Consider the following 17,766-nt stretch of genomic DNA (forward strand, 5'->3'; position numbering starts at 1 on the left):
GCATTGCGAGATTTAATGGATTCACTGCTTGTTTTCAAAGTATCCAAGGTGATTTAAATAAACGGAAATGGAAAACGAACTTACGTTAAAACGCTTTACGGATTTACGGAGGGAACTGGGATATACCCAGGCCGAATTCGCCAAACTTCTTGGTGTATCCAATACCACAGCCGATATTGAGCGGGGGCGTACCAAACTTTCGGGCAAGGTTGTTATGGAACTTTTACGACAATTCAAGATAAATCCCTTATGGTTGTTCGGGGAAAGCGAACAGCAGTATCTGGATACTTCCAAAACTAGTGTTATTCCCAAAGTAGTTACCGTTGACTCTTCGGACAGGGAAAATATGGTCCTGGTCAATGCCAAGGCTGCTGCAGGTTATCCTCAGAACATTCAGGATACAAGTTGGTACCGGCAATTACCGGCGTTTGACTTGCCTATTCCCGAGTTTCGCAATGCCACCTACCGCGGTTTTCAGGTAGAAGGGGATAGTATGTTGCCCAACTTGAAGCCTGGGGAATGGGTATTGGCGAAATCCGTGGAGGATATTGACCATGTAAACCCCAATAAGATATACGTAGTGGTGCTACAGGACGCGGTTTTGGTAAAGAAGATAGAGCGATTACCAAACCGAAACCATATCACCTTGGTATCCTTGAACGAGTCCTATCCTCCCTATGAAATTAAGCCTTTTCAAATACAGGAACTTTGGCAAGTAAGTAGTAAGATTACTTTTGGGGTGGATGCCACTACGGAAAAAGGACTTCTTAGGCAGCTGCAGGAGTCCATGGAAGAGCTAAAAGACCAATTGCGACTTACCAAAAATTAAAAGTTGAAAAGCAAACAGAGACTTGAATAAGTCTCTGTTTGTCTATTTTAGGCCGGCGCGCATATGTAGCCGGAACCTGGGAAGCTTAGGCATAACAAGGGACAGTTTTGGGAACCGCATTCCCAATGGCCGAAACAGGCTTTTCCTAAATTGTGACAATCTCCGGAACCTCCACTAATGGCCTTTTGTTCCGTTTTGGTCAAGATTCTGCCAAGATTTAAAATGGACTTTTTCATGATAAAAATTTAAAGATTCAATTCTTCCCTGAACAATTAAAGACACTCAGGGGCCTGTGTCTATTCTTCGCGAATGAATATCTTCATGATCAAGAGCCAGCTTTGTGCAATCCAGAGGTTTGGGAAATGATTATTATAACTTAAAAATAATTTAATATTCTATTTTTAGCAAATAAATTCTTACAAATAAGTAAGAAAAATATTTATATTTTTACCTCATGAGAGGATAGGTCATTCTATTCTCAAGAACCATCTAATAATTAGGGAAACATTGGGTTTTTGAAATTCGTATGTTTACATTTCAGAAATCCAAGTAATTCCATGAAACTACAATGGTCCCTTCTCTTTTTTATGCTGTTCTGGGTGTGGGCAAAAGGTCAATCCACAGATAATGTTTCGTTTTCAGATTCGGAAATATTAAAAGTAGGCTATGCTACAGCTCCGCCTTTTGTTGTTCGGGAGGATACAGTTTTACGGGGTATTAATGTTTGGTTATGGAAGAAGGTGGCCAAGGATTTGGACCTAAAATTTGAGTTTTTGCCCATGGATTTTTCCAATATGTTGGATTCCCTGGAAACAGGAGGTATTGACCTAAGCATAAATCCACTTACCATTACCAGTGAACGGAGCAAGAAAATGGAGTTTACCCATTCCTTTTACGCTTCCAATTCAACCATTGCGGTTGCAGAGACATCTTCTTTTGATAAACTTCTTGAATTCATACGTGCTTTTTTCAACCTTAATTTTTTGAAAGGTCTTGGGGTTTTGCTTTTGATCATACTGCTGTTTGGCTTAGCGGGTTGGTACTTTGAGCGTAGAAAAAACCCGGACCATTTTCGCTCTGGCCTCCACGGTATTTGGGATGGACTATGGTGGTCTGCCGTTACACTCACTACAGTGGGCTACGGGGATAAGGCCCCGAGGACCAGAATGGGGAAAATCGTAGCCTTGATACTGATGTTTGGAGGACTTTTATTTATTTCCGGACTTACCGCGAGTATCGCATCCGGTCTTACTGTTAACCATTTGACCAATGACCCGGACAGTTTTGAGGAGTTTAAGAAACGTACCGTGGGTTCTATAAAGAATACGGGAACCAGTGAATTTTTAAAATCCCGATTCTTTAAGGATTTAACGGAGTATAGTTCTGTTGCTGAAGGCCTTTCGGCCTTAAAAAACAATGAAATTGAGGCATTTATGTACGATGAACCCATTTTAAAATATCGTATTGCCAAGGATTCGTCGATGGCCCATATCAGTATTCTTCCCGTTAAATTTGATATACAATTCTATGCCTTTGGTATTGCCCAGGAACGTACTGAATTGGAACAGGCCATTTCCCAGCGCATTTTGGAAATTATGGAGACCGAGGAATGGCGTATTGTACTACATGAATTTAAATTAAACGAACTTTAGGTGACTAAAAACCTACTGCACTATCATCACCTCGCGGGTCGGCTCCACCTTCTAGGCGGCCATCTGGCAAGACCCGAATGGCATCTACCTTACCTATTACGGGAGCGCGTTTTTCGTTTATGGGGTAACCTTTGGCTTTTAAGGCCAACTTTAACTCTGAGGGGAATCCTTCTGGTTCAAATTTAATATGATCGGGTAACCATTGGTGGTGGAAGCGCGGTGCATTTACAGCCTCTTGCATGCTCATTCCAAATTCATAAACATTCAAAATGGTCTGGGCTACAGCCGTAATAATCGTTGAGCCACCGGGAGTGCCTACCACCATCCAGAGTTTACCCTCCTTTTCCACAATGGTGGGGGTCATACTACTTAACATCCTTTTTTCCGGGGCGATGCTATTGGCTTCGGCACCAATGAGTCCAAACATATTGGGAACCCCGGGTTTGGCACTGAAATCATCCATTTCATTGTTCAGGAAAAAACCCAGTTCATCACAATAAAGTTTGGAACCATAGGCCCCATTTAGGGTGGTAGTAACGGAAACCGCATTGCCTTGCTGATCTACTATGGAATAGTGGGTAGTTTCGGCGCTTTCTAAGATTTCAACGGAACCTTGTCGTACTTGCGAAGACGGTGTGGCTTTTTCAAAGGAAAAATCGCCCATTCTATCTTCAATATACCGGCTGCTCAAAAGGACGTCTAGAGGAATATCTACAAAGTCCGGATCACCCAGATAGTAATTTCGGTCGGCATACGCCCTTCGTGCCGCTTCGGTAAACAACTGAATGGCCTCAAGGGAATTGTGCCCATATTCGGAAATATCGAAGGGTTCTATCATCTTAAAGATCTGATTGATGGTGACCCCGCCACTACTGGGTGGACTCATGGAAATGATACGCAGATCCTTATATTTAAAGATAACGGGCTGCCTCCATTTCACTTCATATTTTGCCAAATCTTCCTCGGTAACATAACCACCTTTTTTCTGTATAAATTGGGCCAGCGCCTTTGCGGTCTTTCCCTTGTAGAACTCATCACGGCCGTTTTTTGCTATTCGTCGCAAGGTGTTGGCCAAGGCGGGATATCGCAAAGTATCCCCTGCCATACATTGTGTGTAGAATAAAGTACTGTCCCCATTCACCTCCAAAATCGCTTCCCAGTAATGATCTAGTCGGGCCGCTTGTTTTTCCGTTACTACCACGCCCTTGTCCACCAATTCGATGACCGGAGCCATAATTTGTTCTATAGGTAGGGTGCCGAATTTTTTATGCACCTCAAAAATGCCGGCAATGGTTCCTGGAACACCCACGGCCGTTGCTCCCTTGGTGCTCATATTTGGAATTACGTTACCCAGGGAATCCAAATACATGTTCTTATGGGCGGACAAGGGTGCCTTTTCCCTATAATCCAGTGCGCCCATATTTCCATTGGCCTTGCGGTAGACCATAAATCCACCACCACCCAAATTACCGGCGTAGGGGTAAGCGACGGCCAATGCCAATTCCGTACCCACCATGGCATCAAAGGCGTTACCTCCTTCCCTTAGGATATCTACTCCAATTTTAGAAGCTTCTTCCCGTGCGGAAACGACCATGGCCTTTTGGGCCACTGTTCCAGTGGGCGTTGGGGATTTCTCTTTACAATGCAGGCAGAGGAGCAACAGGGGGAGGAACAGTATCAGTTTTCGCATAAGGAGATATACTTTTGTTTAGAGAAAATAATTAACTCCTCAAAAAAAGCCGTGAATTCTTCCTCAAAGAGTGTATAATGTTTTTCAAGGTCCAAAATGGCAAAGTTCATTTTGGATTTGTTTTGGGTCCTTCGGTTCATACCGTTCAATACCCGCCCGATACCTTTCATTTTGGCATAGCTTACCAGCCAGTTGTCCGCGATCATATAGGGCATCATCCGTTTTATGCCTTCGGGCAATAGTACGTAATTTACTTCCAAAAGGTCATAAAAACGATCGGCAAATACCTCCAACTGAACGTCCGAATACCGTTGCCAGTTCTTGGCCAAAAAATGGTCATAAAAAATATCCACGATTACACGGCTATAATGGCTATAGTTCTTATGCAAACGTTTGCTACTTTTTTTAGGAATAGGGTGGGTATCCGTATAGGTGTCGATTTCCCGGTGCAATAAAATTCCTTTCTGGATGGAGTCCGGCAGATGTTGGAATTTATTGCCCCGAATACTATCGGCAATAAAATTTCCAATAGTGACATCGTCATCCCCAAAGGAAAGATATATATGGGCCAAAAAATTCATAAAGACGAATTTACAAAGAAGGAACACCGGTTTTATCTCAGATGAATATATTTGCAAAAACTTTTTCACATCTATGACATTGATAAAATCTATTTCCGGCATACGTGGCACCATTGGAGGCCCACCAGGAGACAACTTAACCCCAATTGATGCCGTTAAATTTGCTGGCGCCTACGGTATGTGGCTCAAGGACTACTCCAAAAAGGATAAGCTAATTGTGGTTATTGGAAGAGATGCCCGACTATCCGGGGAAATGATTCAGAACCTTGTCGTTTCGACCCTTATTGGCCTTGGAATTGATGTCATTGATCTTGGGCTCTCTACGACCCCCACAGTAGAAATTGCGGTTCCCTTGGAAAAAGCCGATGGTGGCATTATCCTTACGGCTAGCCACAATCCCAAACAGTGGAATGCCTTAAAATTGTTGAATGAAAAGGGAGAGTTTTTGGATGCCGAACAGGGCCGAAAGATTTTGGAAATTGCTGAGGGAGAGGATTTTAATTTTGCCGAAGTGGACCATTTAGGTACCGTGATCAAGAACGACGCCTATATTGACATCCATATTGATGAAGTATTGAATTTGTCTCTTGTGGATGCGGATATCATACGCAATGCCAAGTTTAAGGTGGTGGTGGATGGGGTGAACTCCACTGGAGGGATAGCCATACCCAAACTTTTGAAGGCACTGGGTGTCGAGGTCATTGAACTTTATTGCGACCCTACCGGACATTTTCCACATAATCCAGAACCCTTAAAGGAACATCTAACCGACATTTGCCAATTGGTAGTTGAGGAGGAAGCCGATTTCGGTATTGTGGTAGATCCAGATGTGGATCGATTGGCATTTATCAGCAATGATGGTGAAATGTTCGGGGAAGAGTATACCTTGGTTGCCTGTGCGGATTACGTTTTGGGCAAAACCAAGGGCAATACGGTCTCCAATCTTTCTTCCTCCCGGGCTTTGCGGGACATCACACAAAAACATGGAGGCACGTACGAAGCTTCAGCTGTTGGCGAGGTAAACGTGGTTATTAAAATGAAGGAAAACGGGGCCATTATTGGTGGGGAAGGCAATGGCGGGATTATTTATCCAGAAAGCCATTATGGCCGGGATTCTCTTGTCGGCACGGCACTTTTTCTAATGCTGATGGCCGAGAAAGGCGGAACAGTCGCCGAACTTAGGGCCAGTTATCCCGCCTACTTCATGAGCAAAAAGAAAATTGAACTGACCCCGGATTTGGATGTTGACCGTATTTTGGAAGCCATGGAGAAAAAGTATCGGGATGAGGAGGTGAGTACCATTGACGGCGTGAAAATAGATTTTCCCGAGAATTGGGTGCATCTCAGAAAATCCAATACAGAACCGATTATTCGGATATATACCGAGGCCAAAAGTCAATCCGAGGCCGATGTACTGGCGGAGAGGATAATCTCGGAAATTAAAGCGGTCGCAGGAATTTAAGCTTCTTGCTCGTTCAGATAATTTCCCCTAACAATTTTTGCCGTTCGATGTTCCCCGCTATGGTGCCAACCAGGAGGCATAACAATATATTTCAGTTTGTTCATTATTCCTGGGGCGTTGGCCACATCTTTGGCCAAAGCGACAATTTCCCCAAAATAAACATCTAGAAAACTTCCGGAGTCCATTTTTCGCGTTATGCCATATTCTATCTTTACAGCATCCTTTTCTTCTTGGTAAGTCCCAAAAACGCGGTCCCAGATATTGAATAAGTTGCAAAAATTCGTATCCATATAAAGTGGATTTCTGGCATGGTGTACGCGGTGATGCGAAGGTGTAAGAATAAATTTTCCCAAAAAACCGAACCTCGCATCTTTGATTAAATTTTCACCTACGTGGATAAAGGCTCCATACGTACCATCGATGAACATAATGGCAAATAATAAGGTCGGTTCTACTCCGGCCAATATACATACCGTGGTACGAATAACATCCGCATAGGGACCTTCCAGGAAAAAGTGGGCATAGGTAACCGTAAGGTTCATTTCCTCCGGTGCGTGATGGGTGGAGTGTAGGCACCAGAAAAGACGTACTTTATGTCCCCAATAATGGTACAGAAAATGACCAAATTCCCATACGATGTAACCATATATAAACCAATACCAGGTAGGTTTGGTCTGAAAAGGGGCATAGGGTTGAAACCAACCGATGCAAAGGGCGACCATAGCAATGGAAATGAATCGACCTACAAAGCGATTAAAGATATAAATGAGGAAATTTACCTTGTATACCTTGGTCTGTGGTTTTTTATAGACCAAGGCCAGGATAAGTTCCAAGATAACCAGCAAGGGTATGATGGGCAGGATAAAGGCGGTTATGCCCTCATAGGTGTTAAGTACACTATAATCGCCTGTTTTGAATATTTCCAATACTTGGGTAATGCCCAAAAAGCCAAGCAATTCTTCATATAGGATTTGCAATAGTTCCATCAGCAGCTGATTATGTTTTAAGATGGGTCAAATTAGTAAAAAGAAAATTAAATGGTGCCCACTTTGGCCCTAGTCCCTATAAAAACTCGTCCGGCACTTTGTCCCGATGTTTCCATCTGCGGTGTGTCCATAAGTAGTGTTCCGGTCTTTCCCGGATTTGCTGCTCCGTTAACCTTAAAAAGCGATCTGTGATTTCGTTTTTTTCGGTGGATTTACTGGAAGTGGATATCGGTATGAATTCAGCCTTGTAATACCCTCGCTTTACTTTGGAGACTTTTAAAAAAACTACCGCAAGATCCAATTTGCGGGCGAGGCTCTCCGTACCCGTATAAACGGGTGCCTTTATACCCATGAATTCGGTCCAATATTGTGCCAAATGCGCTTGGGGCGATTGATCGTTGACCATTCCGTAAATAGCCCTTACATTATTTTTGTGATTTCGAACTACGGCCACCATGGCCTCTTTTTGGGTTAGCAAAGTAGTATTCCATCTGGCCCGTATCCTTCGGATTAGGCCGTCAAAATAGGTATTGGATATTTTTTGGTATACAGCATACCCCTTGGCATCAATATAGTTGTTAATGCTCGTGTTCCATTCCCAATTGGCATAATGGGAACAGGCCAGGAGGATACTCTTCTTTTTTTCAATTTTCTTAAGTTCTTCAATATTGACAATGTGATATCGTCTTTTCACCTCTGCTTTTGAAAGATGCATGGTCTTCACCATTTCCAAAAATAGGTCACACATATGCCGATAGAAGTCCTTTTCAATTTTTTTGATTTCCTTATCGGATTTTTCCGGAAATACTAATTTCAAATTGTCCCGTACCACCTTTTTACGGTATCCTATGACCCGGTATATCAGAAAAAAAGAGAAATCCGAGAATGCATAGAACAACCTAAAAGGCAAAATGGAAATCAACCATAAAAATGGATAGGCCAATACAAAAACGAGTAGCTGCATGCGTCTGTATAATGGGCAAATATAGCTATATTTGGGCCCAAAATAACCAAAGCCCGCATGTACGATATTCATTTTGCGACCATAGCCATTATTGCTGCCAACGTTCTGGTTTCCTTTAAGGGATTCAACGACACTTCCTTTTTTGAGCGCTATAAATTTGGAATAGCCCAGATACAGGCCGGACAAAAGGAACGTATGGTTACCTCAGGGTTTTTGCATGTGGATATTGCCCATTTGTTCTTTAATATGTTTACCCTATATTTTTTTGCCGATGTGGTCATCAGTTGGTTTGGCCCCGGTAGGTTTATAGGCATTTATTTCATAAGCTTGGTGGCAGGAAGTCTATTGGCACTTTTTTTTCACAAAGACGAACCCTATTACAGTGCAGTGGGGGCCAGTGGTGCCGTTACGGGTATCCTCTATGCCGCAATTCTTTTACAACCGGATATGGATCTTCTTCTTATGTTTATCCCCATCCCTATTCCGGCCTATGTTCTCGGCATAGGATATTTGTTATATTCCATCTACGGTATGAAGAGTAGGTTAGGCAATATTGGCCATACGGCCCATTTTGGTGGAGCAATTGGGGGGTATTTGACCACATTGGCGTTTATGCCCGAGCTATTTCTTACAGAGACACTTATGGTTATTCTTCTGGCCATTCCCATTGTTATTTTGTTTGTTATGGAAAAAACAGGAAAAATCTGACCTGAATTCCTACATAAACCATGATGCCCCATAGGTATACCTAGATAAATTCCATAGGTAGTAGTTCATCGAAAAAGCACAATAAAGTATACACTTCCAGAGGTTTCATCGTTAGGTTGTTAACCAAATATAACTGATTAAACCTACTTATAATGAAAAGAGTTTCTTTTGCCCTAATCGCATTTGCTTTGGGGTCTAATATTTCATGTACGGATGAAACTACAGTGTATCAAGATAAGCTTCAGGACGATATTGTTGTAGAAAACAGCGAATCTGAATTAGAGGGAAGTATAGCCCTTGATGACGCCGGTGTACTGGATATTTTTGAAGAAGAAGAGCTTGCCGGTAAATCCTCCAAGAGCTCCGATGATGAATTGGCCGGGGACCATCCATTGACCTTGATAGCACGCATAAAATCCCCATCCTCTACTTTGGGAGCCACCCATGTAGATGTTCAGGGCAATTATGCCTACGTGAGCTACAACACAGCGGATGATACTTACCTTGGAGCCATAGATATTGTGGATGTAAGGGACCCAAATAGGCCAAGACTTCGATCTAGGCTTACCTATAGAAATGCCGATGTCAATTCTTTGGTCTACGCGGATGGACATGTCTATGTCGTTGGTGGTGTGGATGCGGAAACTTCGGTGAGGGCCACCTCCAATTCTTTTATAGCCAAAATATCGGTTTCCAATGCCCGATTCAATATTGGTACTATTATCTACGGTTTCCAACAGGGAAAGGTCGCCAACGATGTAGCCATAAGTGGCAATTCGGTATTGGTAAGCAGCGGTTCCGAGGGATCGGTAACCATGTATGATAGAAATACCTTGGAAATTCTGGATGAAACACCCTTTGCGGATTTGCGTTCGGTTTCGGTCAATGAGGATAAAATTGCCGTTTTGGATGCCGATCAAGGAATCGTGTTTTTGGATGGGAATCTAGAAATCGAAAAAGAAATACCCGTTGGGTCCGATTTTCCGGAAGCTGCCAAAAGGACTTTGGATTTTTATGCCGAAAAAATGGTCGTTGCAGAGGGGGAAAAGGGAGCCGGGGTCTACGATGCCGGCACAGGAAACCTACTACAGCATATTCCACTTCTGGATAATACCCTAGGGAATCAAAAAAACAAGATCGGTATAGCCTCGGATAATGTCACCAATGCCGTGGCGGTAAACGACGACATCCTTTTAATGGCCAATGGATCAAACGGTTTATGTTTATCCCAAGAGGAATCGGGAAGCATCGAGACCTTTGGTATAATAGCCCTGGAAGGATCTATTAATTATGTGGAATCCAAGGGAGATTATATTTTTGCCGCCTCCGGGCTTGAAGGTTTGCAGATACTTAAATTAAACCGGCCTAGTGAAAGTTTGGTGGAACGATGTGCCGAGCTCCCTTCCTATCAAGGAAGTGCCAATTTAAATGTCAACGGCGGGGAAACCCTGGGATATAGAGGCTCAAAACGCTTCAATAGATTGAATGTAAACGGGTCGCTTTTGCTTTGTGGTTCTTGGACGGCAAATAATAATAGCACAATTAATAGCAATGGCTTGTTTGAAATGAACGGTACTTTTGTTATCGGAAGAAATAATAAAAGGAAGAACATAATCGTAAACTCTGGAGCTGTCTTTAGAGTGGAGGGCAATCTGACCATTTACGGTGACCTAATATTAAATGACGGTGCCACTATAGAGTTTATTGGTGATGGCTCCGTAGTAAATATCTTTGGTCGTGTAAGGCGTTCAGGAAATACTGAAGTGAAAGGTACCTTTAGTGATATTCAGAACAAGTTTTAAAATGAGGCATCACATAAAAAAGCCCTTTCGACTCTGCCGAAAGGGCTTTTTTTGTTCAATTTCATAGTCTATTATTGTAGTAGCTCCGCCACTTTCGCTTCCAAGGCAGGGCCACGCAGGTTTTTTGCAACAATCACCCCATTTTCGTCCAATAGAAATGCGGCCGGAATAGCATCGACACCGTAAAGTTTTGCAATTTCATCATCAAAGTAGGCAAGATTGGAGACATGGTTCCATGTCAATCCATCGTCGGCAATCGCCTTTTCCCAGGCCGCCTTGGTCTTGTCCAATGAAACACCGACAATGTTCAATCCCTTGCCATGGTATTTCTCATATACTTTTACCACATTGGGGTTCTCTGCCCTGCAGGGTTTGCACCAAGCTGCCCAAAAATCCACAAGGGTTACCTTGCCCAAAGCCTCGTTTAGGGCCAGTTCCCCACCAGTGGGAGTAGGAGCTGAAAAATCCGGGGCCTTGGCGCCAATACTTGTACTCTTTTTTCTTTCTTCCCTTTCCTTGACCGATTGCAATCTTTCCAAAACACTTTTGGCCACCTTGGTTTCCTTAATTTCCGGGGAAAGACCATCGTATAGTTCCTGAATTTCCTCCGAAGATACCGATTGGGAACCCATGGCTCTATCAATCAGCAAGGCGGAAATTAGTGCAGTGGGGTGTTCTCTTATATAGGTGAGTTCAAAATTCTTGTATTCGTCCTGAAGTTCCATCATCTCGTCCCTAAGGGAAACCAAAGAAGCCGTATCCTTGCTCATGGTAGCTGTTTGGATGTCTTGCTGAATGGACCTCGCTTTTTCAGATATATCCTTGGACTTCTTCAAATAGTCGGTAAATACCTCGTTCTGTGGAGTGCCCTCCAATTTTGAAAGCCCAAGACTGTCCATATGGGCGGATAAGCTTATTTTCCCATTTTCCAAAACAATAGCGGAATAGCCCATTGCATTTTCCAAGAAAATATAATGCATTTCCGGAATGGCCGCTTCCCCGGTAAATGTAAACTTCCCGTCCAAAGTAGTTGTGGTGTCCACATCTACAGGTTGCCTATTTTCACCTTGCTTTCTAAGAAACACCTTGGTGCCATCTTCCAAATCGCCCCTAAGGGAACCTTCAACAACGTAGCCTTTAGGATTTTGGTTGCATGCCATAAAAGCGGAAATCGTTATAAATGCGAACAAGAATTTTTTCATCATATATGGTTTAATGGGGGCAAATGTAGGTATATAATGGGATATATAAAAAGCCCTTAACATTATGTATGTAAGGGCTTTTCATGGATAAAATGTGTTTTTAGAATTGATAACGTACCCCAAGTGCAATATCAAAATCGAAATTATCGGAGAAATCGTCGTACCCTATTATCCCTATTTCTGGCCTAAAGTCCAAGGATAACAGTAGTGGAAAGTCAAAGTTATATTCTACTCCGATATCCCCAGCCGCAAAAACAAAAAGTCCTCCATCCGGGGTAAAGGGTTCATTGTCCGAATTGAACCTTCCATCAAAATCTACACTACCCAATCCGCCTCCGACACCATAGTACCAGTTGAAGCCCTTGTCAATATTATGTACCCATTGGTATAGTCCGGACAATTTAAAGGCATCGTAGTTTCTACTATCCCGCCAGCCTAGATTGAATTCTGCCCGATTGTATCGTGCTATGGATTTTTGATAAGAAATTTCGGCCCCAAAGCCATCACTATCCCCAAGTCGAAGCCCAATGGCGTGATTCGATATTTCCTGCGCCCCCACGGACAGGGAAGCTAGAAAAAGAATGAAGGTAATTCCTTTTGTGATTTTCATAAGTTTTCTGTTTAAGTTTCGCTTAAATAAAAGAGTCTTCGTTATCAGGCTCAAACAATAAAAACTTAAATTAGCCCCTAAAATTGTTTCAGCTTGACTAAAAATTTGCTAAAAGAATTGGGGAAGGAGTTGCACGGCGAACTACATGCCGATGAACTCACCAAGGCACTTTACGCGACCGACGCCTCCGTTTATCGTAAAATACCACAGGCAGTTGCCTTTCCAAAGAACGTAGATGATATTAAAAAACTGGTTCGTTTTGCAGCTACAAACGCCATTGGGCTTATTCCAAGAACTGCCGGTACTTCCTTGGCAGGACAGTGTGTGGGGGACGGTGTTGTGGTTGATGTATCCAAGCACTTTACCCGAATCCTCCATTTGGATCTGGAAAAAAAACAAGTGAGGGTACAACCCGGTGTGGTAAGGGATGAACTCAACCGGTATCTGGAGTCGCATGGCCTTTTCTTTGGCCCCAATACCTCAACATCCAATAGATGTATGATAGGGGGTATGGTCGGAAATAATTCTTCCGGTACTACCTCTATCCAATATGGGGTTACCCGGGACAAAGTGGTTAGCTTACAAGCTGTGCTTTCCGACGGCAACATGGCGGAGTTTTCATCCATGGAACTTAATGAATTCCAAAAAAAATTGGAATTGGACAGCCGGGAAGGTGAATTGTACAAGGGGGTTTACAAGGAGTTGTCCAATAACTCCATTAGAAACCGGATTATAGCCGAATTTCCCAAGCCATCCATACACCGTCGGAATACAGGATATGCCGTGGATGAACTGTTGCGGAATGTCGTTTTTGGTGAATCCCGGGAGCCCTTTAATTTTTGCAAGCTGCTCAGTGGTAGTGAAGGGACCCTTGCCTTTACCACGGAGATTACCTTGCAACTGGAGGAAAAACCACCGGAACTGGCCGCCATGGTGGTGACGCATTATAAAACCTTGGAGGATTGCCTTTTGGATGTTGCCCCGGTAATGCAGCACGATCTCCATACCTGCGAAATGATGGACAAGGTAATTCTGGATTGTACCAAGAATAACAGGGAGCAGCTAAAAAACAGATTTTTTGTGTCCGGAGATCCCGCGGCTTTGTTGATGTTGGAAGTAAAGGCCGATACGAAGGAAGGTCTGGCGGAACAGCTAGTAGCACTGCAGTCCACCATTCAAAAATCGGCCCGGAGCTATGCTTCTCCCATTTTGGAGGGAAATGAGATCAACAAAGCATTGGAATTGCGCAAGGCTGGCCTTGGACTTTTGGGCAACATGGTGGGTGATCGGAAAGCGGTTGCCTGTATCGAGGATACGGCGGTCGCCCTAGAGGACTTATCGGACTTTATAGGTGAGTTTACCCAGATCATGAAGGATTACGGACAAGATGCCGTGTATTATGCCCATGCCGGCGCAGGCGAACTACATTTACGTCCTATCCTCGACCTTAAAAAATCCAAGGATGTTGGTTTGTTTAGAAAGATAACCACGGATGTGGCCCGGCTTACCAAAAAATATAAGGGCTCTTTTAGTGGTGAACATGGGGATGGCATTGTGCGCGCCGAGTTTATCCCTATGATGATAGGGGAGGACAATTATGAACTTTTACGGCGCATAAAGACCTATTTTGATCCCAAGAACATTTTTAACCCTGGAAAAATAGTGGATGCTTATCCGATGGATGAATCCATGCGTTATGAAATAGATCGAAAAGAGCCCGAGATACAGACCTTGTTGGATTTTTCGGATAGTGAGGGTATTCTAAGGGCCGCTGAAAAATGTAATGGGAGCGGGGATTGCAGAAAATCCGAGCATATGAAAGGGGGGATGTGTCCCAGCTACCATGCCACAAGAAATGAAAAGGACACTACTAGGGGCAGGGCAAACGCCTTACGGGAATTTCTCACTACTTCCGAAAAGAACAATAAGTTCAACCAAAAGGAATTAAAGGAGGTCTTTGACCTTTGTTTGAGCTGCAAGGCCTGCTCAAGTGAATGTCCCAGCAATGTGGATATCGCGACACTTAAGGCCGAATTCCTCTATCAATATCAGGAAACCAACGGCTACCCCTTGCGTGCCAAGCTTTTTGCCCATAACACCTTATTGAATAAACTCGGAAGTAGGATGTCCGGATTGACGAATGCCGTGTATTCCTCTCCGGTGCTCAGCGGGTTGTTAAAAAAGTCGGCCGGAATAGCCAAGGAAAGACAATTGCCGAAAGTATCAAGCTTTAATTTTAATAAACACTTACAACAAACTAAAAACCAATATAAACCAATTAACAAAAAAGTTGTTCTGTACATTGATGAATTTACGCGTTATCTGGATACCGATCTGGGCAGGGATGCCATAGAGGTATTAACGCGCTTGGGTTACGATGTACAGCTCTTTTATGCTGAAAGTGGACGAACCTATATTTCTAAAGGGTTTTTAAAGCAGGCAAAAAAGTTGGCCTTGGAAAACATAGGGGACCTTAAATCATTTGCGGACGCCGGAATCCCGGTTGTAGGCCTGGAACCTTCGGCCATTTTGACTTTTCGTGATGAATTGAAACGTTTTTCCCCGGATAAGGAGGCCACTGAGGTGGTTGCATCCCATGTTTTCTTGTTCGAAGAATTTCTCTCGACCGAAATTGAGAAGGGGAATGTGGGCCCGGAGCGTTTTACCAGGGAGCCTAAAACCGTAAAAATACATTGTCACTGTCACCAGAAGGCATTGAGTAATCAGAAAGTAACCTTTGACACCCTGAATCTGGTGGAGAATTACACCGTTTCCATTATCCCATCAGGTTGTTGCGGTATGGCGGGTTCTTTTGGATATGAAAAGGAACATTATGCCGTAAGCATGCAGGTAGGAGAACTAAAATTGTTTCCGGCTATCAGAAAATCAAAGGACGATGTCATTATTGCAGCGAACGGCACTAGTTGCAGACACCAAATTTATGACGGTACGGAAAGGAAAGCCTTGCATCCCGTTTCCATTTTAAAGAGGGCCCTCGTCTAAGGATTTCTCTCCTTTTTTACCCTTACTTTTTTCTTCCTCCTCTTTTTTTGCGGTAATTGAGGCAATGAGTTCGTGCATGTCCATTTCCTTTAATTCCTCATCGGCAAAAAATGGCGAAAGCTTGTCCTGGTTGTACTTATAGATTTTCCAGCGTTTAAAGGAATATTCCAGGGCCGTAAGGTTCTCTACCCAATCTCCGGAATTCAAATAGGTGCATTTCCCCTTTTTTGTGATATGGATTTCTTTTTTAGGTTGATGGATATGTCCGCAGACTACATAATCATAATCGTTTTCAATGGCCAAATCCACACTCGTTTTTTCAAAGTCGCGCACATATTTCGCGGTACTTTTCACGCTATTTTTTATCCTTTCGGACAATGAATAACGCTCCCGTCCCATTTTGACCAATACCCAGTTAAAGAATCGATTTATTGAAATAAGCGTACTATAGCCGTATCCTCCCAATTTAGCCAGCCATTTTGCATTTTGTGTGGAGACATCAAATATGTCACCATGAAAAAACCAGGCCTTTTTCCCATCCAGGTTTAGAACCAGTTTGTCCGTAATATGAAGATTGCCCATTGAGGTATCACTGAACTTCCTTAGCACCTCATCGTGATTTCCGGTAATATAGAATACTTCCGTTCCTTTAGAGGCCATTCCAATGATTTTACGCAATACTTTCATATGGGAGGATGGAAAGTACCTTTTTTTGAATTGCCAAATATCGATGATATCACCATTGAGGACTAACCTATTTGGCTGAATGCTATTTAAATAAGCAATAAGTTCGTCGGAATGACATCCATAGGTGCCCAAATGCACATCCGAAATAACCACAAGGTCTATTTTTCGTTTCTTCATCTACAACTTCAATAAATCGCCATAAGGGTCATTTTTTTGGTGGGGTAAAATTTGCCATTCATTTTTTCGCTGATGTAAGACAAATTTCTTACAAAATAAACCTATAGGTATAACTTGGAAATGAATTTGAAATCAATAATTGATTGGCATAATGTTAAGTTTACGTAACCACCGCCCTTAAATTGTTAAGTAAATATTAAGCACAGGATGAATTTTTGTATCTCTGATTTAAGATTTACCTTTGGCATTTATCAAAAATTGGACCGGCGCGTCTTATAAACGTAATATCAATTGATTCTAGAAAATGGCAGGGAATACCTTCGGAAACAGTTTTAAGCTAACCACCTTTGGTGAATCCCATGGAATTGCCATTGGGGGGGTATTGGATGGGTGTCCCGCAGGCCTGGAATTAGATCTGGAGGCGATACAAAAGGAACTGAACCGGAGACGACCTGGGCAATCCACCATCGTTACCCAACGCAAAGAACCGGATAAGGTCGATTTTCTATCGGGAATCTTTGAGGGAAAGACTACGGGAACGCCTATCGGTTTTGCCATATACAACACGAATCAGAAATCCAAGGACTATTCGCATATTAAAAATTCCTACAGGCCTTCCCATGCTGATTATGTATATGATAAAAAATATGGCTTTCGCGATTACCGGGGTGGCGGTAGAAGTTCGGCCAGGGAAACGGCAAGTAGAGTGGTGGCCGGTGCCATTGCCAAGCAGTTTTTAAAGGATATACGGTTTAATGCCTTTGTGTCCCAGGTAGGCACATTGTCTTTGGATAAACCGTACACGGAGCTCGATTTTTCCCTCATCGAATCCAACCCGGTGCGTTGTCCAGATCCGGAGACCGCCTTAAAAATGGAGGAGTACATCAAGGAAATCCGAAAAGAAGGAGATACCATTGGCGGAATCATAACTTGTGTTATCCAAAATGTACCTATAGGACTGGGAGAGCCTGTTTTTGATAAACTCCACGCCGAACTCGGAAAAGCCATGTTGTCCATAAATGCCGTAAAAGGTTTTGAGTACGGAAGTGGCTTTGCCGGGGTAAAAATGAAGGGTAGTGCACATAATGACCCGTTCAATTCCGATGGTACCACCAAGACAAACCACAGTGGTGGCGTTCAAGGTGGAATTAGTAATGGGATGGATATTTATTTCAATGTGGCCTTTAAACCGGTTGCCACGGTAATCCAGGGTTACGAGACTATAGACAAGGAAGGCAACAAAGTAAAGACCCAAGGAAAGGGACGCCACGATCCCTGTGTGGTACCTAGGGCCGTACCTATCGTTGAAGCCATGGCGGCCTTGGTCTTGGCCGATTATACGCTTATTGATCGTACCGTAAAATTGTAATCCGCTTTCTAGGGGTTTTCCTTCCAAAATAGTATCTTACTTCC

At 43.2% G+C, this 17,766-nt stretch carries 15 protein-coding genes; 7 read left to right on the forward strand and 8 right to left on the reverse strand.

Annotated features, from left to right (window positions below; genetic code table 11):
* Positions 1-67: 67 nt before the first annotated feature.
* A complete protein-coding gene (locus Q0993_RS20720) occupies positions 68-829 on the forward strand; it encodes a LexA family transcriptional regulator (protein WP_299537000.1) in 762 nt (253 codons plus the stop codon).
* A gap of 47 nt (positions 830-876) precedes the next feature.
* On the opposite strand, the gene Q0993_RS20725 is transcribed toward Q0993_RS20720, so the two are convergent.
* Positions 877-1,065, reverse strand: coding sequence for a hypothetical protein (locus Q0993_RS20725; protein WP_299537002.1), 189 nt, complete (start codon positions 1,063-1,065; stop codon positions 877-879).
* Between the two features lie 321 nt (positions 1,066-1,386).
* On the opposite strand from Q0993_RS20725, the gene Q0993_RS20730 reads away from it, so the two are divergent.
* Positions 1,387-2,481, forward strand: coding sequence for a transporter substrate-binding domain-containing protein (locus Q0993_RS20730; protein WP_299537004.1), 1,095 nt, complete (start codon positions 1,387-1,389; stop codon positions 2,479-2,481).
* A 4-nt stretch (positions 2,482-2,485) separates the two neighbouring features.
* On the opposite strand, the gene ggt is transcribed toward Q0993_RS20730, so the two are convergent.
* Positions 2,486-4,171, reverse strand: a complete 1,686-nt coding sequence (gene ggt, locus Q0993_RS20735; RefSeq protein WP_299537008.1) for a gamma-glutamyltransferase — start codon at positions 4,169-4,171, stop codon at positions 2,486-2,488.
* Entirely contained in the window at positions 4,159-4,752 is a 594-nt protein-coding gene (locus Q0993_RS20740) for an acyl carrier protein phosphodiesterase (RefSeq protein WP_299537011.1), read from the reverse strand. The genes ggt and Q0993_RS20740 overlap by 13 nt, the downstream gene beginning before the upstream one ends.
* A 73-nt stretch (positions 4,753-4,825) precedes the next feature.
* Here Q0993_RS20740 and glmM point away from each other — a divergent pair, with 73 nt between their 5' ends.
* Positions 4,826-6,214, forward strand: a complete 1,389-nt coding sequence (glmM, locus tag Q0993_RS20745; RefSeq protein WP_299537014.1) for a phosphoglucosamine mutase — start codon at positions 4,826-4,828, stop codon at positions 6,212-6,214.
* On the opposite strand, the gene Q0993_RS20750 is transcribed toward glmM, so the two are convergent.
* A complete protein-coding gene (locus Q0993_RS20750) occupies positions 6,211-7,200 on the reverse strand; it encodes a sterol desaturase family protein (RefSeq protein WP_299537017.1) in 990 nt (329 codons plus the stop codon). The two genes, glmM and Q0993_RS20750, sit on opposite strands and share 4 nt — an antisense overlap.
* Positions 7,201-7,276: 76 nt before the next feature.
* Complete coding sequence (locus Q0993_RS20755; protein ID WP_299537020.1) at positions 7,277-8,164, reverse strand: lysophospholipid acyltransferase family protein; 888 nt, start codon at positions 8,162-8,164, stop codon at positions 7,277-7,279.
* A 57-nt stretch (positions 8,165-8,221) separates the two neighbouring features.
* On the opposite strand from Q0993_RS20755, the gene Q0993_RS20760 reads away from it, so the two are divergent.
* Together Q0993_RS20760 and Q0993_RS20765 are read left to right on the forward strand one after the other, a co-directional pair.
* Positions 8,222-8,872 carry a rhomboid family intramembrane serine protease gene (locus Q0993_RS20760; RefSeq protein ID WP_299537023.1) on the forward strand — a complete coding sequence of 217 codons (651 nt, stop codon included), beginning with the start codon at positions 8,222-8,224 and terminating at the stop codon, positions 8,870-8,872.
* 152 nt (positions 8,873-9,024) lie between these two features.
* Positions 9,025-10,674, forward strand: coding sequence for a hypothetical protein (locus Q0993_RS20765; RefSeq protein ID WP_299537026.1), 1,650 nt, complete (start codon positions 9,025-9,027; stop codon positions 10,672-10,674).
* 71 nt (positions 10,675-10,745) lie between these two features.
* Here the strand turns inward: Q0993_RS20765 and Q0993_RS20770 are convergent, their stop codons facing one another.
* Together Q0993_RS20770 and Q0993_RS20775 are read right to left on the reverse strand one after the other, a co-directional pair.
* On the reverse strand, positions 10,746-11,879 hold the full coding sequence (locus Q0993_RS20770) for a TlpA disulfide reductase family protein (protein WP_299537028.1): 1,134 nt from the start codon (positions 11,877-11,879) through the stop codon (positions 10,746-10,748).
* 97 nt (positions 11,880-11,976) lie between these two features.
* Positions 11,977-12,486, reverse strand: coding sequence for a hypothetical protein (locus tag Q0993_RS20775; protein WP_299537030.1), 510 nt, complete (start codon positions 12,484-12,486; stop codon positions 11,977-11,979).
* Positions 12,487-12,579: 93 nt separating this feature from the next.
* On the opposite strand from Q0993_RS20775, the gene Q0993_RS20780 reads away from it, so the two are divergent.
* Positions 12,580-15,489: an FAD-binding and (Fe-S)-binding domain-containing protein gene (locus tag Q0993_RS20780; protein ID WP_299537032.1), complete on the forward strand. Its 2,910-nt coding sequence runs from the start codon at positions 12,580-12,582 to the stop codon at positions 15,487-15,489.
* Here the strand turns inward: Q0993_RS20780 and Q0993_RS20785 are convergent.
* Entirely contained in the window at positions 15,469-16,353 is an 885-nt protein-coding gene (locus Q0993_RS20785) for a UDP-2,3-diacylglucosamine diphosphatase (RefSeq protein WP_299537035.1), read from the reverse strand. The two genes, Q0993_RS20780 and Q0993_RS20785, sit on opposite strands and share 21 nt — an antisense overlap.
* 304 nt (positions 16,354-16,657) lie before the next feature.
* Between Q0993_RS20785 and aroC the strand changes: the two genes are divergently transcribed.
* The gene (aroC, locus tag Q0993_RS20790) at positions 16,658-17,722 is read left to right on the forward strand and encodes a chorismate synthase (protein ID WP_299537038.1); all 1,065 of its coding nucleotides are present in this window, start codon (positions 16,658-16,660) and stop codon (positions 17,720-17,722) included.
* The last annotated feature ends 44 nt before the right edge of the window (positions 17,723-17,766 follow it).

The sequence above is a fragment of the Ulvibacterium sp. genome (genome assembly GCF_028285715.1).
Taxonomy (GTDB): Bacteria; Bacteroidota; Bacteroidia; order Flavobacteriales; family Flavobacteriaceae; genus Ulvibacterium.

Excerpts from the sequence above, each read along its gene's own strand:
- Q0993_RS20730 (WP_299537004.1), top strand. The coding sequence starts at position 1,387 with ATGAAACTACAATGGTCCCTTCTCTTTTTTATGCTGTTCTGGGTGTGG.
- Q0993_RS20725 (WP_299537002.1), bottom strand. The coding sequence starts at position 1,065 with ATGAAAAAGTCCATTTTAAATCTTGGCAGAATCTTGACCAAAACGGAA.
- Q0993_RS20760 (WP_299537023.1), top strand. The coding sequence starts at position 8,222 with ATGTACGATATTCATTTTGCGACCATAGCCATTATTGCTGCCAACGTT.
- Q0993_RS20770 (WP_299537028.1), bottom strand. The coding sequence starts at position 11,879 with ATGATGAAAAAATTCTTGTTCGCATTTATAACGATTTCCGCTTTTATG.
- Q0993_RS20765 (WP_299537026.1), top strand. The coding sequence starts at position 9,025 with ATGAAAAGAGTTTCTTTTGCCCTAATCGCATTTGCTTTGGGGTCTAAT.
- Q0993_RS20775 (WP_299537030.1), bottom strand. The coding sequence starts at position 12,486 with ATGAAAATCACAAAAGGAATTACCTTCATTCTTTTTCTAGCTTCCCTG.
- Q0993_RS20785 (WP_299537035.1), bottom strand. The coding sequence starts at position 16,353 with ATGAAGAAACGAAAAATAGACCTTGTGGTTATTTCGGATGTGCATTTG.
- Q0993_RS20740 (WP_299537011.1), bottom strand. The coding sequence starts at position 4,752 with ATGAATTTTTTGGCCCATATATATCTTTCCTTTGGGGATGACGATGTC.
- ggt (WP_299537008.1), bottom strand. The coding sequence starts at position 4,171 with ATGCGAAAACTGATACTGTTCCTCCCCCTGTTGCTCCTCTGCCTGCAT.
- Q0993_RS20755 (WP_299537020.1), bottom strand. The coding sequence starts at position 8,164 with ATGCAGCTACTCGTTTTTGTATTGGCCTATCCATTTTTATGGTTGATT.
- Q0993_RS20750 (WP_299537017.1), bottom strand. The coding sequence starts at position 7,200 with ATGGAACTATTGCAAATCCTATATGAAGAATTGCTTGGCTTTTTGGGC.
- Q0993_RS20720 (WP_299537000.1), top strand. The coding sequence starts at position 68 with ATGGAAAACGAACTTACGTTAAAACGCTTTACGGATTTACGGAGGGAA.
- glmM (WP_299537014.1), top strand. The coding sequence starts at position 4,826 with ATGACATTGATAAAATCTATTTCCGGCATACGTGGCACCATTGGAGGC.
- aroC (WP_299537038.1), top strand. The coding sequence starts at position 16,658 with ATGGCAGGGAATACCTTCGGAAACAGTTTTAAGCTAACCACCTTTGGT.